Origin of the sequence: Pseudomonas flavescens, from assembly GCF_013408425.1 — a bacterium.
Lineage (GTDB): Bacteria > Pseudomonadota > Gammaproteobacteria > Pseudomonadales > Pseudomonadaceae > Aquipseudomonas > Aquipseudomonas fulva_A.
Map to the genome: position 1 here is coordinate 5,061,520 of NZ_JACBYV010000001.1, position 17,867 is coordinate 5,079,386.

Consider the following 17,867-nt stretch of genomic DNA (forward strand, 5'->3'; position numbering starts at 1 on the left):
ACATTCAAATAGCTGCCGCGCCCGAGTCTCTCGGGGTGGCCTCGGAAGACCGATAGCATGGACATGCAAATACCGGGTTACGACATCGAACGCGAGCTGGGCGATGGTGCGATGGCCGTGGTCTACCTGGCTACACAGCGTTCCCTCGACCGCAAGGTCGCGCTGAAGATCATGGCGGCCTCGCTGGCCGCGGACCCGACCTTCTGCGAGCGCTTCCTGCGCGAGGGCAAGACCCTGGCGCGGCTGTCGCATCCGAATACCGTGACCATCCACGACATCGGCAATGTCGGTAGCCTCTACTACATGGCCATGGAATACCTGCCCAACGGTACCCTCAAGGAGCGCATCAGCGCGGGCCTGAGCATCGATCAGGGGCTGGTGTGGATTCGCCAGATCGCCTCGGCCCTTGGTTACGCTCATGCCCAGGGCATGGTTCACCGTGACGTCAAACCGGCCAACATCCTGTTTCGCGCTGACGGTACGGCGGTGCTCAGCGACTTCGGGATCGCCAAGGCGCTGGACGACCGTACCCAGTTCACCCAGGCCGGTTTCGCCGTCGGTACGCCCAGCTACATGAGCCCGGAACAGGCCCGTGGTCTGGATATCGATGGCCGTGCCGATCTCTACGCCCTCGGCGTGGTGCTGTACGAGATACTCACCGGCAAGCTGCCTTACATCGGCAGCGATTCGCTGTCCACGGCCCTGGCGCATCTGACCGAGCCGTTGCCCGCGCTGCCCATGGTGCATGGCCGCTACCAGCCGATTCTCGAACGCCTGCTGGCCAAGGATCCCAACGAGCGATTCGCCGATGCGGCGCAGTTGATTGCCGCGCTCGATCGCCTGCAGGTGCCAGCCGCTGCCATCGACGATGCCACCCTGTTCCAGCCGCTGGTGTTGCCACCCGTCGCCGAGGTCAAGGGCGATACCAGCGTGCCGCCGCTGGCAGCGGTTTCCGTGGACATACCGACCCATGCACCGGCGGCGGATACCGCCGTGCCGCCACCGCGCCCGCAGCCCTCGCCGTTGGCATCATCGGTACGTGAAGGCAACGCGGGCTCCAGCAGGAAGCCGCTGATTCTCGGCGCTTCCCTGGCTGGCGTGCTGTTGCTGGCCGGTTGTGGTTACTGGCTGTTCGGCTCCGACAGCGCGCCGCCAGCCTCGCCGCCGGTAGCCGGCGAGCCCGCTCAGCCTCTGGCCCCGCCAAGTGGCGAGGCTGGCCCGATCTCGGCGGTGGCGGACAGCGATGGTGGTGATCGCCCGCTGCTCATGCCAGGCAAGAAAACCCTGTTCCAGCGCGTGCTGAGCAAACCCGGCGCCAAGCTGGTCGAGACGGCGGGTGCCAGCAGCGGCAAGGACATGCCGGCGTTTTCGGTGTTCTATGTGTATGCCCGGCAGGACATCGACGGCCAGCCGTGGCTGCAGATCGGTGCCTCCAGCGACGGCCGCCGCGATGGCTGGCTGCCCGCCACGGCGGTGAGCGACTGGAAGCAGAGCCTGGTGCTCAAGTTCACCGAGCGCTCCGGTCGTGCCCCGGTGATGTTCGTGCGCGACGCCTCGGCTCTGGAGCAACTGCTGGCCGAGCCGGCCCGCGCTCGCGAGGCATTGCGTGAAGCGCTGAAGGGTACCGGCCACAATGTGGTGGCGGTGGAGCCGGGTGGCAGTGCGGTACCGCAGGACCAGTTCTACCTGCTGCCGATCTTCGACTCGGAAGAAACCTTCGACGCCAACGGCCAGCCGATGCAACTGCTCAACGTCGCCTCCATCGACCCCGGCAACGCCCCGCAGAACCAGGGTGAAAGCGCGCCAGTGGCAGGCCCGGAGGGGTTCAGAACGGCCATCGTGCTGGTGGTCGACACCTCGGTGTCGATGCAGCCCTATATCGACCGGGTACGCGACGTCGTCCACGAACTACAGGGCCAGATCGCCAGCCGTGGCGATCTGGACAGCGTCAGCTTCGGCATGGTCGGTTTCCGCAGCAATACCGCCAAGACGCCGGGCCTGGAGTACACCGCCAAGACCCTGGTATCCCTGGAGCAGGGGCGTGATCCCGAGCGTTTTCTGCAGTTGGCGCAGCAGATCAAGGCCACCGACGTGTCCAGTCATGACTTCAACGAGGACGCCTTCGCCGGCGTCATGCAGGCCGTCGATGGCATGGACTGGAATGGCTATGGCGGCCGCCTGATCCTGCTGGTCAGCGATGCCGGGGCGTTGCGCAAGAGCGATCCGCTGGGGCTGACCAAGATGAACGAGGCGGAAGTGCGCGAGGCGGCACTGCGCAAGCAGATCAAAATCTATGCCCTGCACCTGAAGACCGCCACCGGCAAGCGCAATCATGGCTTTGCCGAGCAGCAGTACCGCAGCCTCACCGCCGACCCCAACCCGCGCATCGGCGACCTGTACGTTCCGGTGGCCGGCGGTGACGTGAACGCCTTCGGCAACAGCGTGACGGAAATCGGCAGCGCCTTCGCCGATCTGGTGCATCAGGTGCGCACCGACAACAGCCTGCCCGAACCCAAGGGCGGTGCCAGCATCGCCGACAAGTCCGCGGCGGTCGGCTACGCCATGCACATGGACTTCCTCGGTCACCAGGCCGAGGCACGGGCGCCCCAGGTGGTCACTGCGTGGACCAGCGATCGTGACATCACCGATCCTGCCTTGCCGGCCTTCCAGGTCTGCGTGCTGCTGACCAAGCTGCATCTCAACGACCTGCAGCAGTCGCTGCGCATGGTGGTCGATGCGGCGCGGCGCACGCAGAGCTCGCCGAAGGACTTCTTCCAGGAGATCGCCAGCGCCAGTGCCCATATGAGTCGCGATCCGTCGGCCATGGTCAAGGGCGGCAACCTGGCCCAGAGCGGCGTGCTGGGTGAGTACCTGGATGGTTTGCCCTATCGCAGCAAGGTGCTGAACATGAGCCAGGATCTGTGGTTGTCGCTCAGCGTGGCCGAGCAGGAGGATTTCATCGACGAGCTGGATTCGAAGATCCAGCTCTACGAGACCTTCCACAACGACACCGCCAACTGGGTGCGTTTCGGCGATGCGGCTCCGGGAGACGCGCTGTATCGCGTGCCCCTGTCGACCCTGCCCTGATGCTCACCCTTGGCGCGATCAGCAAGACCCGTGGGAGCGAAGGGCAGCGCTATTGCCTGGAAATTCCCGCTCTGGGGTTGCGCGCCGGACAGCGGATCGCCCTGATCGGCCCCAGCGGCAGTGGCAAGAGCACGGTGCTCGATCTGCTGGCGCTGGCCTTGTCGCCTGACTCGGGCGGCAGTCTGCGCTGGGACGACAGCGTGCAGTCTCTCGACCTCGCCGAGCTGTGGCGTCTTGGCCGGCATGACGAGCTGGCAAAGCTGCGCGCTCGCGCCTTCGGCTACGTGCTGCAGACCGGCGGGCTGCTCGGCTTTCTGAATGTACGCGGCAATATTCAGCTACCCCGCGAACTGCTGGGGCTGCCAATGGACGGTGCGGTCGAGCAACTGGCCGAGCAACTGGGCATTGCCGATCTGCTCGACCGGCAGCCGGGACGGCTTTCCGTCGGTCAACGGCAGCGCGTCAGTATCGCCCGCGCCCTGGCTCATCGTCCCGCCATCGTATTGGCCGACGAACCGACCGCATCGCTCGACCCACTGAACGCCGAGCGGGTGATGCACCTGCTGGTTGAGCAGGCGGCGGTGCGTGACCTGTGTCTGGTGATCTCCACCCACGACGAAGCGCTGGCCGTGCGCTACGGGCTGACACCCATGCGCCTGACGGTGGAGCAGCGCAGTGACGGCCTGGTGGCTGCACGGCTGGGGGAGGCGGGCTGATGCGCCTGGCCCTGTTCGCGCGTCTGGCCTGGCAGGATTATCGCTGCGATGCGCGCCTGTCCTGGTGCGCGATCCTCGCCCTGGCGGCCGTCATCGCACCCTTGCTGGTGCTGTTCGGCCTCAAGTTCGGCCTGGTGACGACGCTCACCGAGCGCCTGGAGCGCGACCCCGGCGTGCGCGAGGTCATTCCGCTCGGCGGTGCCCGCTACAGCCTGCAGGCCATCGAGGCGCTGGCCCGACGTGACGACGTGGCCTTCGTGATTCCGCGAACCCGGCAGATCGCCGCTACCGCCGAACTGCAGGGCGCGGGGCAGGCCATCACCGTGGAAATGCTGCCGACTGCAGTCGGCGATCCGTTGCTCGGCACCTTGCCTGCGCCAGCTGGCAGGGATGCCGTGCTGCTCAGCCAGAGCGCGGCGGAGAAACTCGGCGTCACGGCGGGGGACACCCTCGAGGCAGGCTTCGGGCGTACCGTGCAGGGCGCGCCGCAATACGCGCGTGCCCGCCTGCAGGTGCAGGCGGTACTGCCGCTGGCAGCATTCTCGCGCGACGCCCTGTTCGCCGCATTGCCGCTGCTGGAGGCGGTGGAGGATTATCGTGATGGCCTGGCGGTCGCCGATTTCGGCTGGCCGGGAGCGCAGGCCACGGCGCGGTCGGAGCGGGTTTACCCCGGCTTTCGCCTGTATGCCCGTGATCTCGATGGTGTGGAAAGCCTGCGCCTGCATTTCCAGCAGGCGCGGCAGGCCGTGGTGACCCAGGCCGAAGCGGTGGCTCAGGTCCGTACCCTGAGCCGCAACCTGGCGTGGATTTTCTGGTCGGTGGCCTGTCTGTCCCTGGCCGGAGCCTTCGCCGCACTCACCGCCAGTACCCTGGGCGCAGTGGAGCGCAAGCGTCATGAATTGGCGGTACTGCGTCTGCTGGGTTTTCCGGCGGCAGCGCTGGTCGCCTTCGTGGTCCTGCAGGCGCTGTACACCGGGATTGCCAGCCTGCTGCTGTCGGCGCTGTTGTACGGCATCGCGGCGAGCGGCCTGAATCTGCTGTTCCAGTCGGCGTCCGGCGAATATGCTTGCCGACTGTTGTTCTCTCATTACCTGCTGGCGGCACTGGCAACGCTGCTGTGCTGCATGCTCGCGGCGGCCGCTGGTGGCTGGCGGGCGGCCTACCTGGAAGCCTCGGAAGGATTGCGTCATGTATAAGGTGCTGAGTGCCGCGCTGGTTCTATGCTGTTTCACCGGTGTCGCCCGGGCCGAGGCGGATGCCGACCCGCTCTACAATCCCAAGCCGTTGAAGGGTGACGTCAGTCTGCCGCTGCCCTGCGAGGGGCAGATGGTCTTCCGGCATGTCTACGTGCTTGCCAAGGGCTCGCTGGACGACCGTGAGGTAACCCTCGGCTACCCCTTCAGCGAAGGTGAACCGGGCTATCAGCAGTCGTTCATCTCGGGCTACCGACGCGACTACATCAATGGTCAGTTCACCCTCGGCGACCTCTCCAAGGACTGGCAGGCCCACGTCCGCGGTGAGCTGCCCAAGGCCGACGGGGTGACGCCGCTCAAGCCGATGCTGTACTTCATCGGCAAGTACGAAGTGACCCAGCGTCAGTACGATCTGGTCACGGCCCAGGCCCCGGCGCTGGCCGGAGAGGGCGAGGCGCCGGCCTGCGAGGCGCCGTCCGGAATGGCGGGTCGGCTGCCCAAGGTCAATCTGTCGCGATTCGACGCCGAGCGTTTCGCGGCGGTCTACAGCGCCTGGTTGCTCAAGCATCATCGTGACCTGCTACCGGTCAGTGGTCGTAGCGGTAATCGCGAAGACGGTGGCCAGGGCTTCGTGCGTCTGCCGACCGAAGTGGAGTGGGAATACGCGGCCCGAGGCGGTCATGCGGTCAGCCGCCAGCAACTCGAGGCGCGTCTGTTTCCACGCCCGGTGGAGGGCAGCGACAGCGACGGGCCGCTTGGCGACTGGGCGGTGTTCAATCAGGTATCCGGCGGTACCGGGCAGAACGCGCGGCTATTGCCCATTGGCCTGAAGAAGCCCAACCCGGTCGGCCTGTTCGACGTGGTCGGCAACGCTGCGGAGATGGTCCAGGAGTCGTTCCAGCTGGTGCACGCAGGGCGCCGCCAGGGCACCTACGGCGGCTTCGTGGTCAAGGGCGGCAACTACCTGGAAGGGGAAATGACCCTGTTCACCGGCATGCGCCGCGAGTACCCGCTATTCGCTGCCGACGGTACCGAGCAGCGCAACGAAACCACCGGCTTCCGTGTTTCCATCGGTGCCTTGTCGGCACCGCGTTCGCGTTACAAGGAACTGTTTGCGCAATGGAAGGACGAAGGACGAGTGAGTACGCTCACCGACGAGATCGACGAAGAACAGGACGCCACCAAACTACTCGATGGCCTGATCGCCAACAGCGACGATCCGCAACTGCGTGATCGCCTGGCGATCGTCAACGAGGAGCTCAAGCGCAGCGTGTCGCTGATCGCCAAGCAGCGCGAGGATGCGGCAGGCAACCTGATCCAGTCGGCGGCGCTGGTGGCCGAGACGATCAACAACTACAACATTCGCCTGACCAATTTACGCAAGAGCCGTGACGAAGCTCGCAGTGCCAAGGATGAAGCCTCGGCGAAACTGTTCGAGGCGGCGATGGCCAATGGTCGCAGTGCGCTGGACGGTGCGCTGGCGATCTACATCGACAACCTGGACAACGGCACGCGTTACAGCAATGCGGTCATCCAGGCGCAGTTCCAGCGCACCAAGGAGGAGCTGGCGCGCAAGCCGGTACTGGGTAAAAGTCTGGTGAATCGGGCTACGCTGTTCGTGCGACATGTCGGTGAATACCGCAAGAACCGCAAGGCCGACGCCGAAGTGATTCTGAAACAGCTGCTGGCGCCCTGATAGCGGCAGCAGCACTGCAACGATGGATGCCGGGCATCGGCGGTTGACCGAGCCGGCTTTGAAAGGAACTCTGGCGGCCTTGGCCGTGATCAAGCAGGCGGTTGTCATGCGACGCAGCCTGAATGGAATAAACACTCACTCAAGTACGAGATCGACGACGATGCAAAATCCCAACAAGGCCCCCGCTTTTTCCTCGATACGCACTGCGCTGCTTTCCGCCGTCACCTGCACCAGCGTACTGCTGGTCGGTTGCGCCGGCTCGCCGAGCTCCCAGGTTGCCGCGACCACCAAAGCGGAGTTCTTTCCGCAATGCTACGAGCCTGTGAAGCAATTGCGCAGCTCGGAAGACGCGATGAGTCGCAGTGTCGCTATCGGTGCCGTGACCGGCGGCCTGATGGGCGCCCTTGGTGGTGCTCTGGTCGACGATGAGAAACGTGGTCGCAATGCCGCCATCGGCGCCGCAGGTGGTGCCCTGGCGGGCGGTGCGGTGGCCTACTACAACCAGCGTCAGCAGCAGATCACCGACGACAACGCGCGTCTGGCTTCCTATGCCGCCGACATCGACACCAACAACCAGAACATCGACCGCAACATCCGTTACGCCAGCGCTGCCCAGAGCTGCTACCAGCAGGCGTTCACTCAATTGCGTGCCGATCGCAAGGCGAACAAGATCAGCGACGCCGATGGTCGTACGCGCCTGGCGGAAATCGTCAGTGGCCTGAACGAAACCAATGCGCTGCTGGCCAAGGTGGACGGCCGTACCGGCGAGAACGTCAGCACCTACACACAGGCATACGAGAAGGACCTGCAGACCGTTGGCGTCGAGCGCAAGGAAGTGACCAAGGTGGCCACCGCCAAGCAGCCTAAGGCGACCACCAAGGTGACCAAGGAAGTCATCAACACCGAGCAATCGCTGCAGAAGGCCCAGGCCAAGCAGAAGGAAAGCCAGCAGGTTGCCAGCCGAGGCCGCACGCTGGTGAGCGATGTGTGCAACAACCCGGATATGGGTGACTGGGCACCGGCCAGCTGCAAGGCCTGACACCTGGCTGTATGGAAAACCGCGCCTGGCGCGGTTTTTTTATGCCTGCCGTCCAGGCCAGGGGCTGTGGACGTTTCAGCGCGCGCCGCGTTGCGGCGAGAAATCTCGGCAGGCAGAACATGTTGGGTGTCTCTAGCTAGCGCACCTGGCGACCCAAGGCCCTGGCCCGCAGCGGCGTTCGTATAGACTGCTCCGACAGCTCCGTCGCTCAGCGTCGACGGCCCCCACGTCATGAATGTGCACGGGGGATTGATGCCGGTCACTATCGGCAGTGCGGCCCTGGGCAATCATGGCGGGTGCCGGGTGGGTGACCAGGCTGTCGGGGGCAGGGGCGACGTGCTGAATGAGGCGTTTCCCGGTGAATGCACGCCACCCCAGCGTTCGTGCAGAAACGTACGGTTCGAGTCTCCGCGCACTGCCGTGCATCACACGGCGGGCGAAGCGCCCCGGTTCACAACACTTCTCTCTTAGCCGTTTTGGATTAGCTGATGAACAAGATGATAGTGAGTCTGCTGGTGGCTCTGGGCCTGGTCGGGGCTGTTCAGGCTGCAGGCGATCCGGTTGCGGGGCAGGCGAAGACCATCGTCTGCGGTGCCTGCCATGGGCAGGATGGCAACAGCCCTCTGGCGAACTTCCCGAAACTGGCCGGCCAGGGCGAGCGCTATCTGCTCAAGCAGATGCAGGACATCAAATCAGGCGCCCGGCCGGTGGTCGAGATGACCGGCATGCTCGAGCCGCTCAGTGACCAGGACATGGTGGATGTGGCGGCCTATTACGCCAGCCAGAAAATCTCCGTCGGCGCCGCAGACCCTGCGTTGGTGGACCGCGGGCAGGCGCTGTTCCGTGGCGGCAAGCTGGCGGAGGGCATGCCGGCCTGCATCGGTTGCCACTCGCCGGACGGTAGCGGCATCGCCGCCGCCGGCTATCCTCACCTGGGTGGTCAGCACGCCGACTACATCGTCAAACAGTTGACCGCCTTTCGTGAGGGCGAGCGCAGCAACGATGGTGACAGCATGATCATGCGCGATATCGCCGCCAAGCTCAGCAACAAGGATATCCAGGCGATCTCCAGCTACGTCCAGGGCCTGCACTGAGGCATTGATCGGCGTTTATCTACCGGTGACGAAAAAGGCTGGCGTTGACCACCCTTTTCCGCTGGCGAGGCGGCTACAATGCACGGAACCTGCCGGGTGGCTATCCAGTCGAAGCGAAGCTATCCGCAGTACCCTCACAGCAAGGAGTCATGCATGCGTAATCTGATCCTTTCCGCGGTTCTGGCTGGTGCCAGCCTGTTCGGTGTTGCTGCTCATGCCGCCGAGATCGAAGCCGGCAAGCAGTACGTCGAACTGAGCAACCCGGTACCGATTTCCAAACCCGGCAAGATCGAAGTCGTGGAACTGTTCTGGTATGGCTGCCCGCACTGCTACCAGTTCGAGCCGACCCTCAATCCTTGGGTCGAAAAGCTCCCGCAAGACGTCAACTTCATCCGTATTCCCGCCCTGTTCGGCGGCGTATGGAACGCCCACGGTCAGATGTTCCTGACCCTGGAAAGCATGAAAGTCGAGCACAAGGTGCACAACGAAGTGTTCCGTGCCATCCACCAGGAAGGTCGCAAGCTGGCCACCCCGGACGAAATGGCTGATTTCCTGGTTACCCAGGGCATCGACCGTGACGCCTTCCTCAAGGCCTTCAACTCCTTTGGCGTGAAGAGCCAGATGGAAAAGGCCAAGAAACTGGCCATGGCCTACCAGATCAATGGTGTTCCGGTGATGATCGTCAACGGCAAGTACCGTTTCGATATCTCCAGCTCGGGCGGCCCGGAGCAGACTCTGCAGGTCGCTGACCACCTGATCGCCAAAGAGCGCGCAGCCAAGTAACTGATCCATACGGAGCGCCCTGCCATGCTGCGCCACCGTTCGATGCCCCGTCAGGCTGGCCTGTGTGACCCACAGGTCAACCCTGACTGCACCCCCGATGGCGATTGGCCGCAGAACGGGCGCCTGCGTCTGCTCAGCTTCAACATCCAGGTCGGTATCAGCACCGAGCGTTATCACCATTACCTGACCCGCGGCTGGCAGCATCTGCTGCCGCATCGGGGGCGCGCCGGCAATCTGCAGCGTATCGGCGATCTGCTCGGTGATTACGATATCGTGGCGCTGCAGGAGGCCGACGGTGGCAGCGTGCGCTCCGGCTTCGTCAACCAGATCGAACACCTGGCCCGCCTGGGCGCCTTCCCCTACTGGTATCAGCAGCTCAATCGCAATCTTGGCCGCTTCGGCCAGCACAGCAATGGGCTGCTCAGCCGCTTGCGCCCGTCGATACTCGAGGATCATCCGCTACCCGGCCCGGCCGGCCGTGGCGCGATCCTGCTGCGCATCGGCGAGGGTGACGACGCCATCGCCGTGGTCATGATGCACCTGGCGCTGGGGCCGCGTACCCGTACCCGGCAACTGGCCTATATCCGCGAGCTGATCAGCGGGTACCGCCATCAGATCCTGATGGGCGACATGAACACCCACGCTGCCGACCTGCTCGAGCACTCGCCTCTGCGCGACCTCGGCCTGATCGCGCCGCAGATCGAAGCGACCTTTCCGAGCTGGCGCCCGCAGCGCTGCCTCGACCATATTCTGCTCAGCCCCGGTCTGGAGCTCGAGCGCTTTCAGGTGCTGGCCCAGCCGATCTCCGACCACCTGCCGGTGGCTGTGGAAATCCGTCTGCCCAACTCCTTCGCACCACCGTTGCCGCCCTGTATCCAGGAGCCCTGAGCATGGCCGACGACGCCCAGCGCTGGCGCGAGAAGTACCTGTCCAACCTCGAGCAGCAAGAGAAGCTCGAGCGTCGCTGGGATGCGCGTATCGACTTGCTGCGCCGTGGCCTGGTGCGCAGCAGCCTGGCGGCAGAGGGCTCCGACAAGTCGGTCGACCAGTGCATGCAGGACCTGCGTGAGATCCTCCGCCGCGACGATATGGACGCTGGGCTCAGCGCACTGATCCCGCGCCTGGAAAAGACCGTGCTGGACTCCGAGCAGCGCCGTCAGCAGCGCATCGAACAGGTTGCCAGCGGCCTGTCCAACCTGGTGGCGCAGCTGTTGAAGATGGATTTGCCGAGTGACGTGCGCAAACCGCTCAAGCGCTACGCCAAGCAGGTTGAGGAGCGAGCCCGGCAATCTCGCGAGCTGCCCGCGCTGCTGGCCGAACTGAGCCAACTGCAGCAACAGGCGCTGACTGTTCTGGGAGCGGAGCAGGTCGAGCGGCCGGGGCTCATCGAGCGGCTGTTCGGCAGCCGTGATGCGGCCAGCCCGAGCGCACCAGACGAGGCGCTGGCTGAGTCGGGACCCGTTGCCCAGTTGGTGCCGCTGCAAGCCGCGCCCGCGCCCGCTGCCGTTGCGCTGGCCGAGCAGCCTGCTGCAGTCGAGCTGGCACCCGTTGTTTCCGAACCGTTGCCGCAACCCACGATGCTCGAGCCTGCTGTGCTGGCAGCCGTTCCGGCAGCGGCTAACGGCACCGTGCTTCTGGACAGTTTGCCACTGCCATCTGCCTTGCTGATGCCGACGCCTGTCGCCCCGCGCGCGCAAGAGCCTGCTGCCGAGGTTGTGGAAACCGCCACGCCTGTAGAGGTTGCGCTGGAAGAGACCGCGCCAGCCGCTGATGCACCGCTGCAGGTCGATCCTGCCTATGCGCTGCCGCCTGCGCCCGAGCCTGGCTACAGCGCCATCGCCAGCCATGTTGAAAGCAGCCTGCTGGGCTTGCTCGAAGAGCTGCCGCTACCCGAACGTCACCAGGCACAGGCCGACGTGTTGCGCCAGCGCATCACCGCCGGTCTCAATATGTACGAGCTGGTACCGGTGCTGGACGACCTGGGTGTGCTGATGTTGGCGATCGCCGACGTCGGTCAGCGCGAGTTCGAAGGCTATCTCAAGCAGCTCAATCAGCGCTTGGCGGCTTTTCAGGGCAGCCTGCGTGACGTGCACGCCGATTATGCCGACTCGACCCAGGCGGCCCGCAGCCTGGACAGCGAGCTGCGCCAGCAGGTCGATGGCTTGCACAGCAGTGTGCTCGAAGCCACCGATCTGGACAGCCTCAAGAGCCTGGTGGAAAACCGCCTCAGTGGCCTGCTCGGCACCATGGAGCAATATCAGCACCAGCGTGACGAGCGCGAGCAACAGGTGGGAGAGCGTCTGCAGATTCTGGTCGAGCGTGTTGCGAGCATGGAGCTTGAGGCCAAAGGCTTCCGCGACCACCTCGAGGAGCAGCGCCAGAAAGCTCTGCTCGACCCGCTCACCGGGCTTCCCAATCGGGCCGCGTGGACCGAGCGCCTCGACCTCGAGCTGGCGCGCTGGCAGCGTTATGGCGGCGATCTGCTGCTGGCGGTTCTGGATATCGACCACTTCAAGCGCATCAACGATGATTTCGGTCACCTGGCCGGTGACAAGGTGTTGAAGATCATCGCCGGCGAGTTGTTCAAACGGCTGCGCAAGACCGACTTCATCGCCCGTTTCGGCGGCGAGGAGTTCGTGCTGCTTATCCCGTCCACGCCCATGGACGGTGGCCTGAAACTGCTCGACACCCTGCGCACGGCGATCGAGAGCTGCCCGTTCCACTTCAAGGGCGAACGGGTGACCATCACCCTGTCTGGCGGCATCAGCTCGTTCAGTGCCGCGGAGCGTAGCGAGCAAGTGTTCGAGCGCGCCGACCAGGCGCTCTATCGCGCCAAGCGCAGTGGCCGCAACCGCATCGAACAGGGCTGATAGGGCCGTATCGCCGCCGGCTGCTGCAGTGCTGCGTACGTATCCCGTTGCATCTTTCAGTAAGTGCATCAGTGCATTCTGTGCATCAGGCACGCCCGGCCTGTGCCGATTGTCGCAAAGCTCACAGGCGGCAGTCGCCCGGCCAGCGAGACGCTGCTAGTCTCTGCTCGCCAACACTTGATAACTAGATCGACTCGATATGCTAGGGCGCTTCTCACTTTTCCTAGGACTCTGTGCGTTTGCCTTTCAGGCAAGTGCACTGACCGTCTACAAGTACACCGATGCCAATGGCGTGGTCACCTACAGTGACCAGGCCGCGCCCGGTGCGAAGGTGTTCGTGTTCAGCGACCGCATGGTCGAGAAACTCGATAACCAGGTGAAGCTGGAAACCCGCAAGCACGCTGCTGGCGAGACCCTGCTGGTGCGTAACGATCTGTATGCGCCGGTTCAGGTGGAGCTCAAGCTCGAGAACGTCGCTAACGCCAGTGGCGTACCGGCAAAACCGATCAGTTGGGTGCTGCCGCCGCGTAGCGAGATTCGCCTGGCCACGCTGGCACCCCTCGATCCTTCCAAGCCGCTGCGCTATACGCCGAAGCTTAGTTACGCGCTGGGCGATCCGCGGCTGCTGCCGGTCAAGAAGAGTTACCCATTGCCGTGGCAGGGCGGGCCTTTTCGGCTGACCCAGGGCGCCAATGGCCAATACAGCCACTTCACCCCGAAAGGTCGCTACGCCATGGATATCGCCATGCCCGAAGGCACGCCGATCGTCGCGGCGCGCAGTGGCATCGTGGTGAAGACCGAGAACGCCCAGAGCGGGCGTGGCAACAACCCGTCCGGCAACTTCGTGCGCATTCTCCACGACGACGGCACCATGGGCGTCTACCTGCACCTGATGCAGGGCTCGGTGAGCGTTCGTGAAGGCCAGCGCCTCGCCACCGGAACGCCCATCGCCCGCTCCGGCAATACCGGCAACAGCACGGGCCCGCATCTGCACTTCGTGGTGCAGCGCAACGTCGGCATGGCGCTGGAATCGATTCCCTTCGAGTTCAGCCAGCCGGTGGACAGCCTGCCCAACTTCGCCGTGGGCGGCGATTGAGACACGCGGCACCCAATTTTCAAGCCGTTTTCGAGTGTCCTGCGGGTACGCGCCGGCTCAGGCTTTTATGAGGCGGCAACTGAGTGCGCAGTGGTCGGAGACGCCGCTACTCATGCTGGCGTTTTTCAGCCGATAGCCGGCCGTGTGGAACAGCCCATCGACCATGAACGGAATGTCTCCGGCGCGGTGCAGCGAACCGTCGATGCTGCTCGTGTAGTGCGCCGGTACCCCATCGATGAAATGCTCGGCGATCAGGTCGAAGGTAGCGCGGCCGCGCGGGGCGTTGAAGTCGCCTACCAGCAGCAGATCGCCAGCCTGCCGAGCTTGCGCCTGGGCCAGCTGGATCAGCTTGCCGGCGCTTTCGCGCTGGTACGCCGTGGAGCTGCCGAGCGGGGTCACGTTGAGATGGGTCACGGCGATGCGCATGCCGCGCACGGTGGCCGTCAGCATGACTTCGGCGATGCTCAGTGGGTCAGCAGTGCGCTGGCCTTGCATGATGGAAAAGGTCATTTCGCGAATGCTTTCTGCGCTGCCCGAGTAGTATTCGGCGACCACATCCGTGGGTACCACTTCACGAGCGATCATGCCGACGCCGACTACATCCGAAGGACCTTCCCCCGGGTAGCGCACCATGGGCGCGAAAGACATGCGGCCACCCATCAGGTCTTCGAAGAATGGAATGTCGCGCTCGCAGAGCTCCTGCAGACAGAGCAACTCCGGGCGTTCACGATTGACGAAGGCCTCGACGCGCGGCAGGTGTCTGGAGCGTTCGATATTGATGGAAGCGATGTTGAGTGACATGGGATCAGTAGGCGATGACGGCATGAAAGGCGGCGTGGAGCACGCAGGGAGCGTGTCTGTGCGAAGGAGGCGCAAGTATATCAGAGGCCCTCACCGCCAATAGGACTCCACGCTTCTGCTTGCTAGCGGCCGGGCTATCGTTCGGCTCACCGTCATAGTCCATATATCTGTCTGCTCTCCAGTGGAATAAAACGCGCTCGGCAGGATATTCGGCGCACTTTATTGGGGCATTCTGCGCACCTTGCATTGCCAAACAGATTGGCAAACCCCGTTAATCCTCTGTTTTTCTTCACTGAATCAGTGGCTGTAATTGAGAGTGTTGATCGGCGCAGCAGAGGCTCGTTAAAAATGCTCGAAAGTGGTGCTGTCCGCTCTTTTTCAGTGCTCTGCAAGCCAGCTTTTTTGTATGTCCCGATGATATTTTTAATATTTTTCTATTGACCATCCTTTACGCCACTATCGGGCCGCAGCAGCAATCAAGTGGCGAAAAAAGGGGATGGTGGTGTACGGACTCGGCGATTGGCAGCAACGTGCTCGGCAGCAACCTTTCATCAGCCAGGCGATCATCGGAGGCCGCCGAGTTGCAGCGCAATCCGGTGCCACCTTCGCTTCGATCAACCCGGCCACCGGCCAGTTGCTTGCCAACGTCGCGGCCTGTGATGCGGCGGATGTCGACCTGGCGGTGCGCGCCGCACGGCAATCCTTCGAGGCGGGGGACTGGTCGCAACGTGCGCCGGTCGAGCGCAAGCAGGTGCTGCTCAAGCTCGCTGAGTTGATCCTGGCGAATCGAGATGAACTGGCGCTGCTCGACTCGCTGAACATGGGCAAGCCGGTGATGGATGCCTGGAACATCGACGTGCCCGGCGCCGCCGGTGTGTTCCGCTGGTACGCGGAGAGCCTCGACAAGCTGTACGACGAAGTCGCGCCGACGGCCCGCAACGTGCTCGCCACCGTGACGCGTGAGGCGTTGGGAGTGGTTGCCGCGGTGGTGCCGTGGAATTTCCCGCTGGACATGGCCGCCTGGAAACTTGCGCCAGCCCTTGCCGCCGGTAACTCGGTGATCCTCAAGCCCGCCGAGCAATCGCCGTTTTCCGCCTTGCGCCTGGCCGAGCTGGCGCTGGAAGCGGGTATTCCTCCAGGGGTGTTCAACGTGGTGCCCGGCTTCGGCGAAAGCGCCGGCAAGGCCCTCGGCCTGCACATGGATGTCGACTGCCTGGCCTTTACCGGCTCCACCGAGGTCGGCAAGTTCTTCATGGCTTACTCGGCGCAGTCCAACCTCAAGCAAGTCTGGCTGGAGTGCGGTGGCAAGAGCGCCAATCTGGTGTTCGCCGACTGCCAGGATCTGGATCTGGCTGTAGAGAAAGCTGCCTTCGGCATCTTCTTCAATCAGGGCGAAGTCTGCTCGGCCAACTCGCGCTTGCTGGTCGAACGCTCTATCCATGACCAATTCGTCGAGCGCCTGCTGAGCAAGGCCCGCGACTGGCAGCCGGGTGATCCTCTGAGTCCGAGCAGCCGCGCCGGCGCCATTGTCGAGACACGGCAGACCGCTCGGATCATGGCCTTTATCGACGACGCCCAGCGTGAGGGTGCGCACCTGGTCTGTGGCGGGCGCCAGCTCAGCTTCAATGGCTCGGACAACTTCATCGAGCCGACGGTGTTCACCAAGGTTTCTCCCACCAGCCGGCTGGCCCGCGAAGAAGTGTTCGGCCCGGTACTGGCGGTAATGCCCTTCGACAGCGAAGACGAAGCCGTGCAACTGGCCAACGACAGCATCTATGGCCTTGCCGCCTCGCTGTGGAGCGACGACCTCAATCGTGCCCATCGCGTGGCGCATCGCCTCAAGGCGGGCACCGTGTCGGTCAACACGGTCGATGCCCTGGACGTGAGCGTACCGTTTGGCGGCGGCAAGCAATCCGGTTTCGGTCGCGACCTGTCACTGCACTCGTTCGACAAATACACCCATTTGAAGACCACGTGGTTCCAGCTGCGTTGAGCCATGCCCGTCGCGCCGAACCCGATCACAGGAGCCTTGCCATGACCGCCCCGAAACACAGCACGCAGCAATACCAGGCGCTGGATGCGGCCCACCACATCCATGCTTTTCTCGACCAGAAAACGCTGAACGAGAAGGGTGCTCTGGTGATCGCCAAGGGGCACGGCCTGAACCTGTGGGATACCGATGGCAAACGCTATCTGGATGGCATGTCCGGGCTGTGGTGCACTGCGCTCGGCTATGGGCGTGCCGACCTGAATGCCGCTGCCAGTCGGCAGCTCGAAGAGCTGCCTTACTACAACCTGTTCTTTCACACCACGCACCCGCGGGTCGTGGAACTCTCCGAGCTGCTCTTCAGCCTGCTCCCAGAGCACTACAGCCATGCCATCTATACCAACTCCGGTTCCGAGGCCAACGAGGTACTGATTCGCAGTGTGCGGCGTTACTGGCAGATTCTCGGCAAGCCGCAGAAGAAGGTGATGATCGGCCGCTGGAACGGTTACCACGGTTCGACCCTGGGCAGCACCGCGCTCGGCGGCATGGGCTTCATGCACGAGATGGGCGGCATGCTGCCGGACTTCGCCCATATCGGTGAGCCGCACTATTTCGTCGAAGGCGGCGAGCTGAGCGAGGAGGCGTTTGGCCTCAAGGCCGCCCGCGAGCTCGAGGCGAAGATCCTCGAGCTGGGCGCGGAAAACGTCGCCGCCTTCGTGGCCGAGCCCTTTCAGGGTGCCGGCGGCATGATCTTCCCACCGGCCAGTTACTGGGCCGAGGTACAGCGCATCTGCCGTCAGTACGACGTATTGCTGTGTGCCGATGAAGTGATCGGTGGCTTCGGCCGCACGGGCGAGTGGTTCTCCCATCAGCATTTCGGTTTTGAGCCGGACACGCTGACCATCGCCAAGGGGCTGACCAGTGGTTACATCCCCATGGGTGGTCTGGTGTTCAGTGCGCGGATGGCTGAGGTGCTGGTGCAGCAGGGTGGCCTGTTCGCTCATGGCCTGACCTATGCCGGGCACCCGGTGGCGGCGGCAGTGGCCATCGCCAACCTCACTGCGCTGCGTGACGAGAAGATCGTCGAAACGGTGAAAACCGACACCGGCCCCTACCTGCACAAACTGCTGCGAGAGACCTTTGGCGGGCATCCGCTGATCGGCGATATCCAGGGTGTCGGCCTGGTTGCCGCGTTGCAGTTCGCCGAAGACAAAGGCACGCGCAAACGTTTCGCCAACGAGAACGATATCGCCTGGCACTGCCGCACCGTGGGTTTCGATGAGGGCCTGATCATTCGCTCGACCCTCGGCCGGATTATCATGGCGCCAGCGCTGGTCGCCACTCATGCAGAACTGGATGAGCTGGTGGAGAAGACCCGCCGTGCGGTGGATCGAACCGGTCGTGAACTGAATCTGCTGTAAACCGAAGCGTTCCGTAGAGAGCGCTGAAGACTACTGTGCCGGCCCCACGAGGCCGGCCTGCGATACGCCCTTGGCCCTTGGCCT

13 protein-coding genes are annotated in these 17,867 nt (G+C 63.9%); 12 read left to right on the forward strand and 1 reads right to left on the reverse strand.

Annotated features, from left to right (window positions below; all coding sequences use genetic code 11):
- The first annotated feature begins 57 nt into the window (after window positions 1-57).
- From FHR27_RS22610 to FHR27_RS22655, 10 genes are all read left to right on the forward strand, one after another.
- A complete protein-coding gene (locus FHR27_RS22610; protein ID WP_179539623.1) occupies window positions 58-3,087 on the forward strand; it encodes a serine/threonine-protein kinase in 3,030 nt (1,009 codons plus the stop codon).
- Entirely contained in the window at window positions 3,087-3,803 is a 717-nt protein-coding gene (locus tag FHR27_RS22615) for an ABC transporter ATP-binding protein (protein ID WP_179539624.1), read from the forward strand. Before FHR27_RS22610 ends, FHR27_RS22615 begins: the two co-directional genes overlap by 1 nt.
- Window positions 3,803-4,999 (forward strand): FtsX-like permease family protein, encoded by a 1,197-nt coding sequence (locus FHR27_RS22620; protein ID WP_179539625.1) that lies wholly within the window; start codon window positions 3,803-3,805, stop codon window positions 4,997-4,999. The genes FHR27_RS22615 and FHR27_RS22620 overlap by 1 nt, the downstream gene beginning before the upstream one ends.
- Window positions 4,992-6,692 carry a formylglycine-generating enzyme family protein gene (locus FHR27_RS22625; protein ID WP_179539626.1) on the forward strand — a complete coding sequence of 567 codons (1,701 nt, stop codon included), beginning with the start codon at window positions 4,992-4,994 and terminating at the stop codon, window positions 6,690-6,692. The genes FHR27_RS22620 and FHR27_RS22625 overlap by 8 nt, the downstream gene beginning before the upstream one ends.
- A 160-nt stretch (window positions 6,693-6,852) precedes the next feature.
- On the forward strand, window positions 6,853-7,731 hold the full coding sequence (tagQ, locus tag FHR27_RS22630; protein WP_179539627.1) for a type VI secretion system-associated lipoprotein TagQ: 879 nt from the start codon (window positions 6,853-6,855) through the stop codon (window positions 7,729-7,731).
- A 488-nt stretch (window positions 7,732-8,219) separates the two neighbouring features.
- Window positions 8,220-8,825: a c-type cytochrome gene (locus tag FHR27_RS22635; protein ID WP_179539628.1), complete on the forward strand. Its 606-nt coding sequence runs from the start codon at window positions 8,220-8,222 to the stop codon at window positions 8,823-8,825.
- A gap of 153 nt (window positions 8,826-8,978) precedes the next feature.
- Entirely contained in the window at window positions 8,979-9,608 is a 630-nt protein-coding gene (locus tag FHR27_RS22640) for a thiol:disulfide interchange protein DsbA/DsbL (RefSeq protein ID WP_179539629.1), read from the forward strand.
- A gap of 24 nt (window positions 9,609-9,632) precedes the next feature.
- Window positions 9,633-10,496 (forward strand): endonuclease/exonuclease/phosphatase family protein, encoded by an 864-nt coding sequence (locus FHR27_RS22645; RefSeq protein ID WP_179539630.1) that lies wholly within the window; start codon window positions 9,633-9,635, stop codon window positions 10,494-10,496.
- Window positions 10,497-10,498: 2 nt separating this feature from the next.
- Complete coding sequence (locus FHR27_RS22650) at window positions 10,499-12,478, forward strand: GGDEF domain-containing protein (RefSeq protein WP_179539631.1); 1,980 nt, start codon at window positions 10,499-10,501, stop codon at window positions 12,476-12,478.
- 199 nt (window positions 12,479-12,677) lie between these two features.
- Complete coding sequence (locus tag FHR27_RS22655; protein ID WP_179539632.1) at window positions 12,678-13,574, forward strand: peptidoglycan DD-metalloendopeptidase family protein; 897 nt, start codon at window positions 12,678-12,680, stop codon at window positions 13,572-13,574.
- A gap of 57 nt (window positions 13,575-13,631) precedes the next feature.
- Here FHR27_RS22655 and FHR27_RS22660 read toward each other — a convergent pair whose 3' ends face one another.
- On the reverse strand, window positions 13,632-14,375 hold the full coding sequence (locus FHR27_RS22660) for an endonuclease/exonuclease/phosphatase family protein (RefSeq protein WP_179539633.1): 744 nt from the start codon (window positions 14,373-14,375) through the stop codon (window positions 13,632-13,634).
- A gap of 502 nt (window positions 14,376-14,877) precedes the next feature.
- Here FHR27_RS22660 and FHR27_RS22665 point away from each other — a divergent pair.
- Both FHR27_RS22665 and FHR27_RS22670 read left to right on the forward strand, forming a co-directional pair.
- On the forward strand, window positions 14,878-16,368 hold the full coding sequence (locus FHR27_RS22665; RefSeq protein ID WP_179539634.1) for an aldehyde dehydrogenase: 1,491 nt from the start codon (window positions 14,878-14,880) through the stop codon (window positions 16,366-16,368).
- 41 nt (window positions 16,369-16,409) lie between these two features.
- Window positions 16,410-17,783 carry an aspartate aminotransferase family protein gene (locus tag FHR27_RS22670; RefSeq protein ID WP_179539635.1) on the forward strand — a complete coding sequence of 458 codons (1,374 nt, stop codon included), beginning with the start codon at window positions 16,410-16,412 and terminating at the stop codon, window positions 17,781-17,783.
- Window positions 17,784-17,867 lie beyond the last annotated feature (84 nt).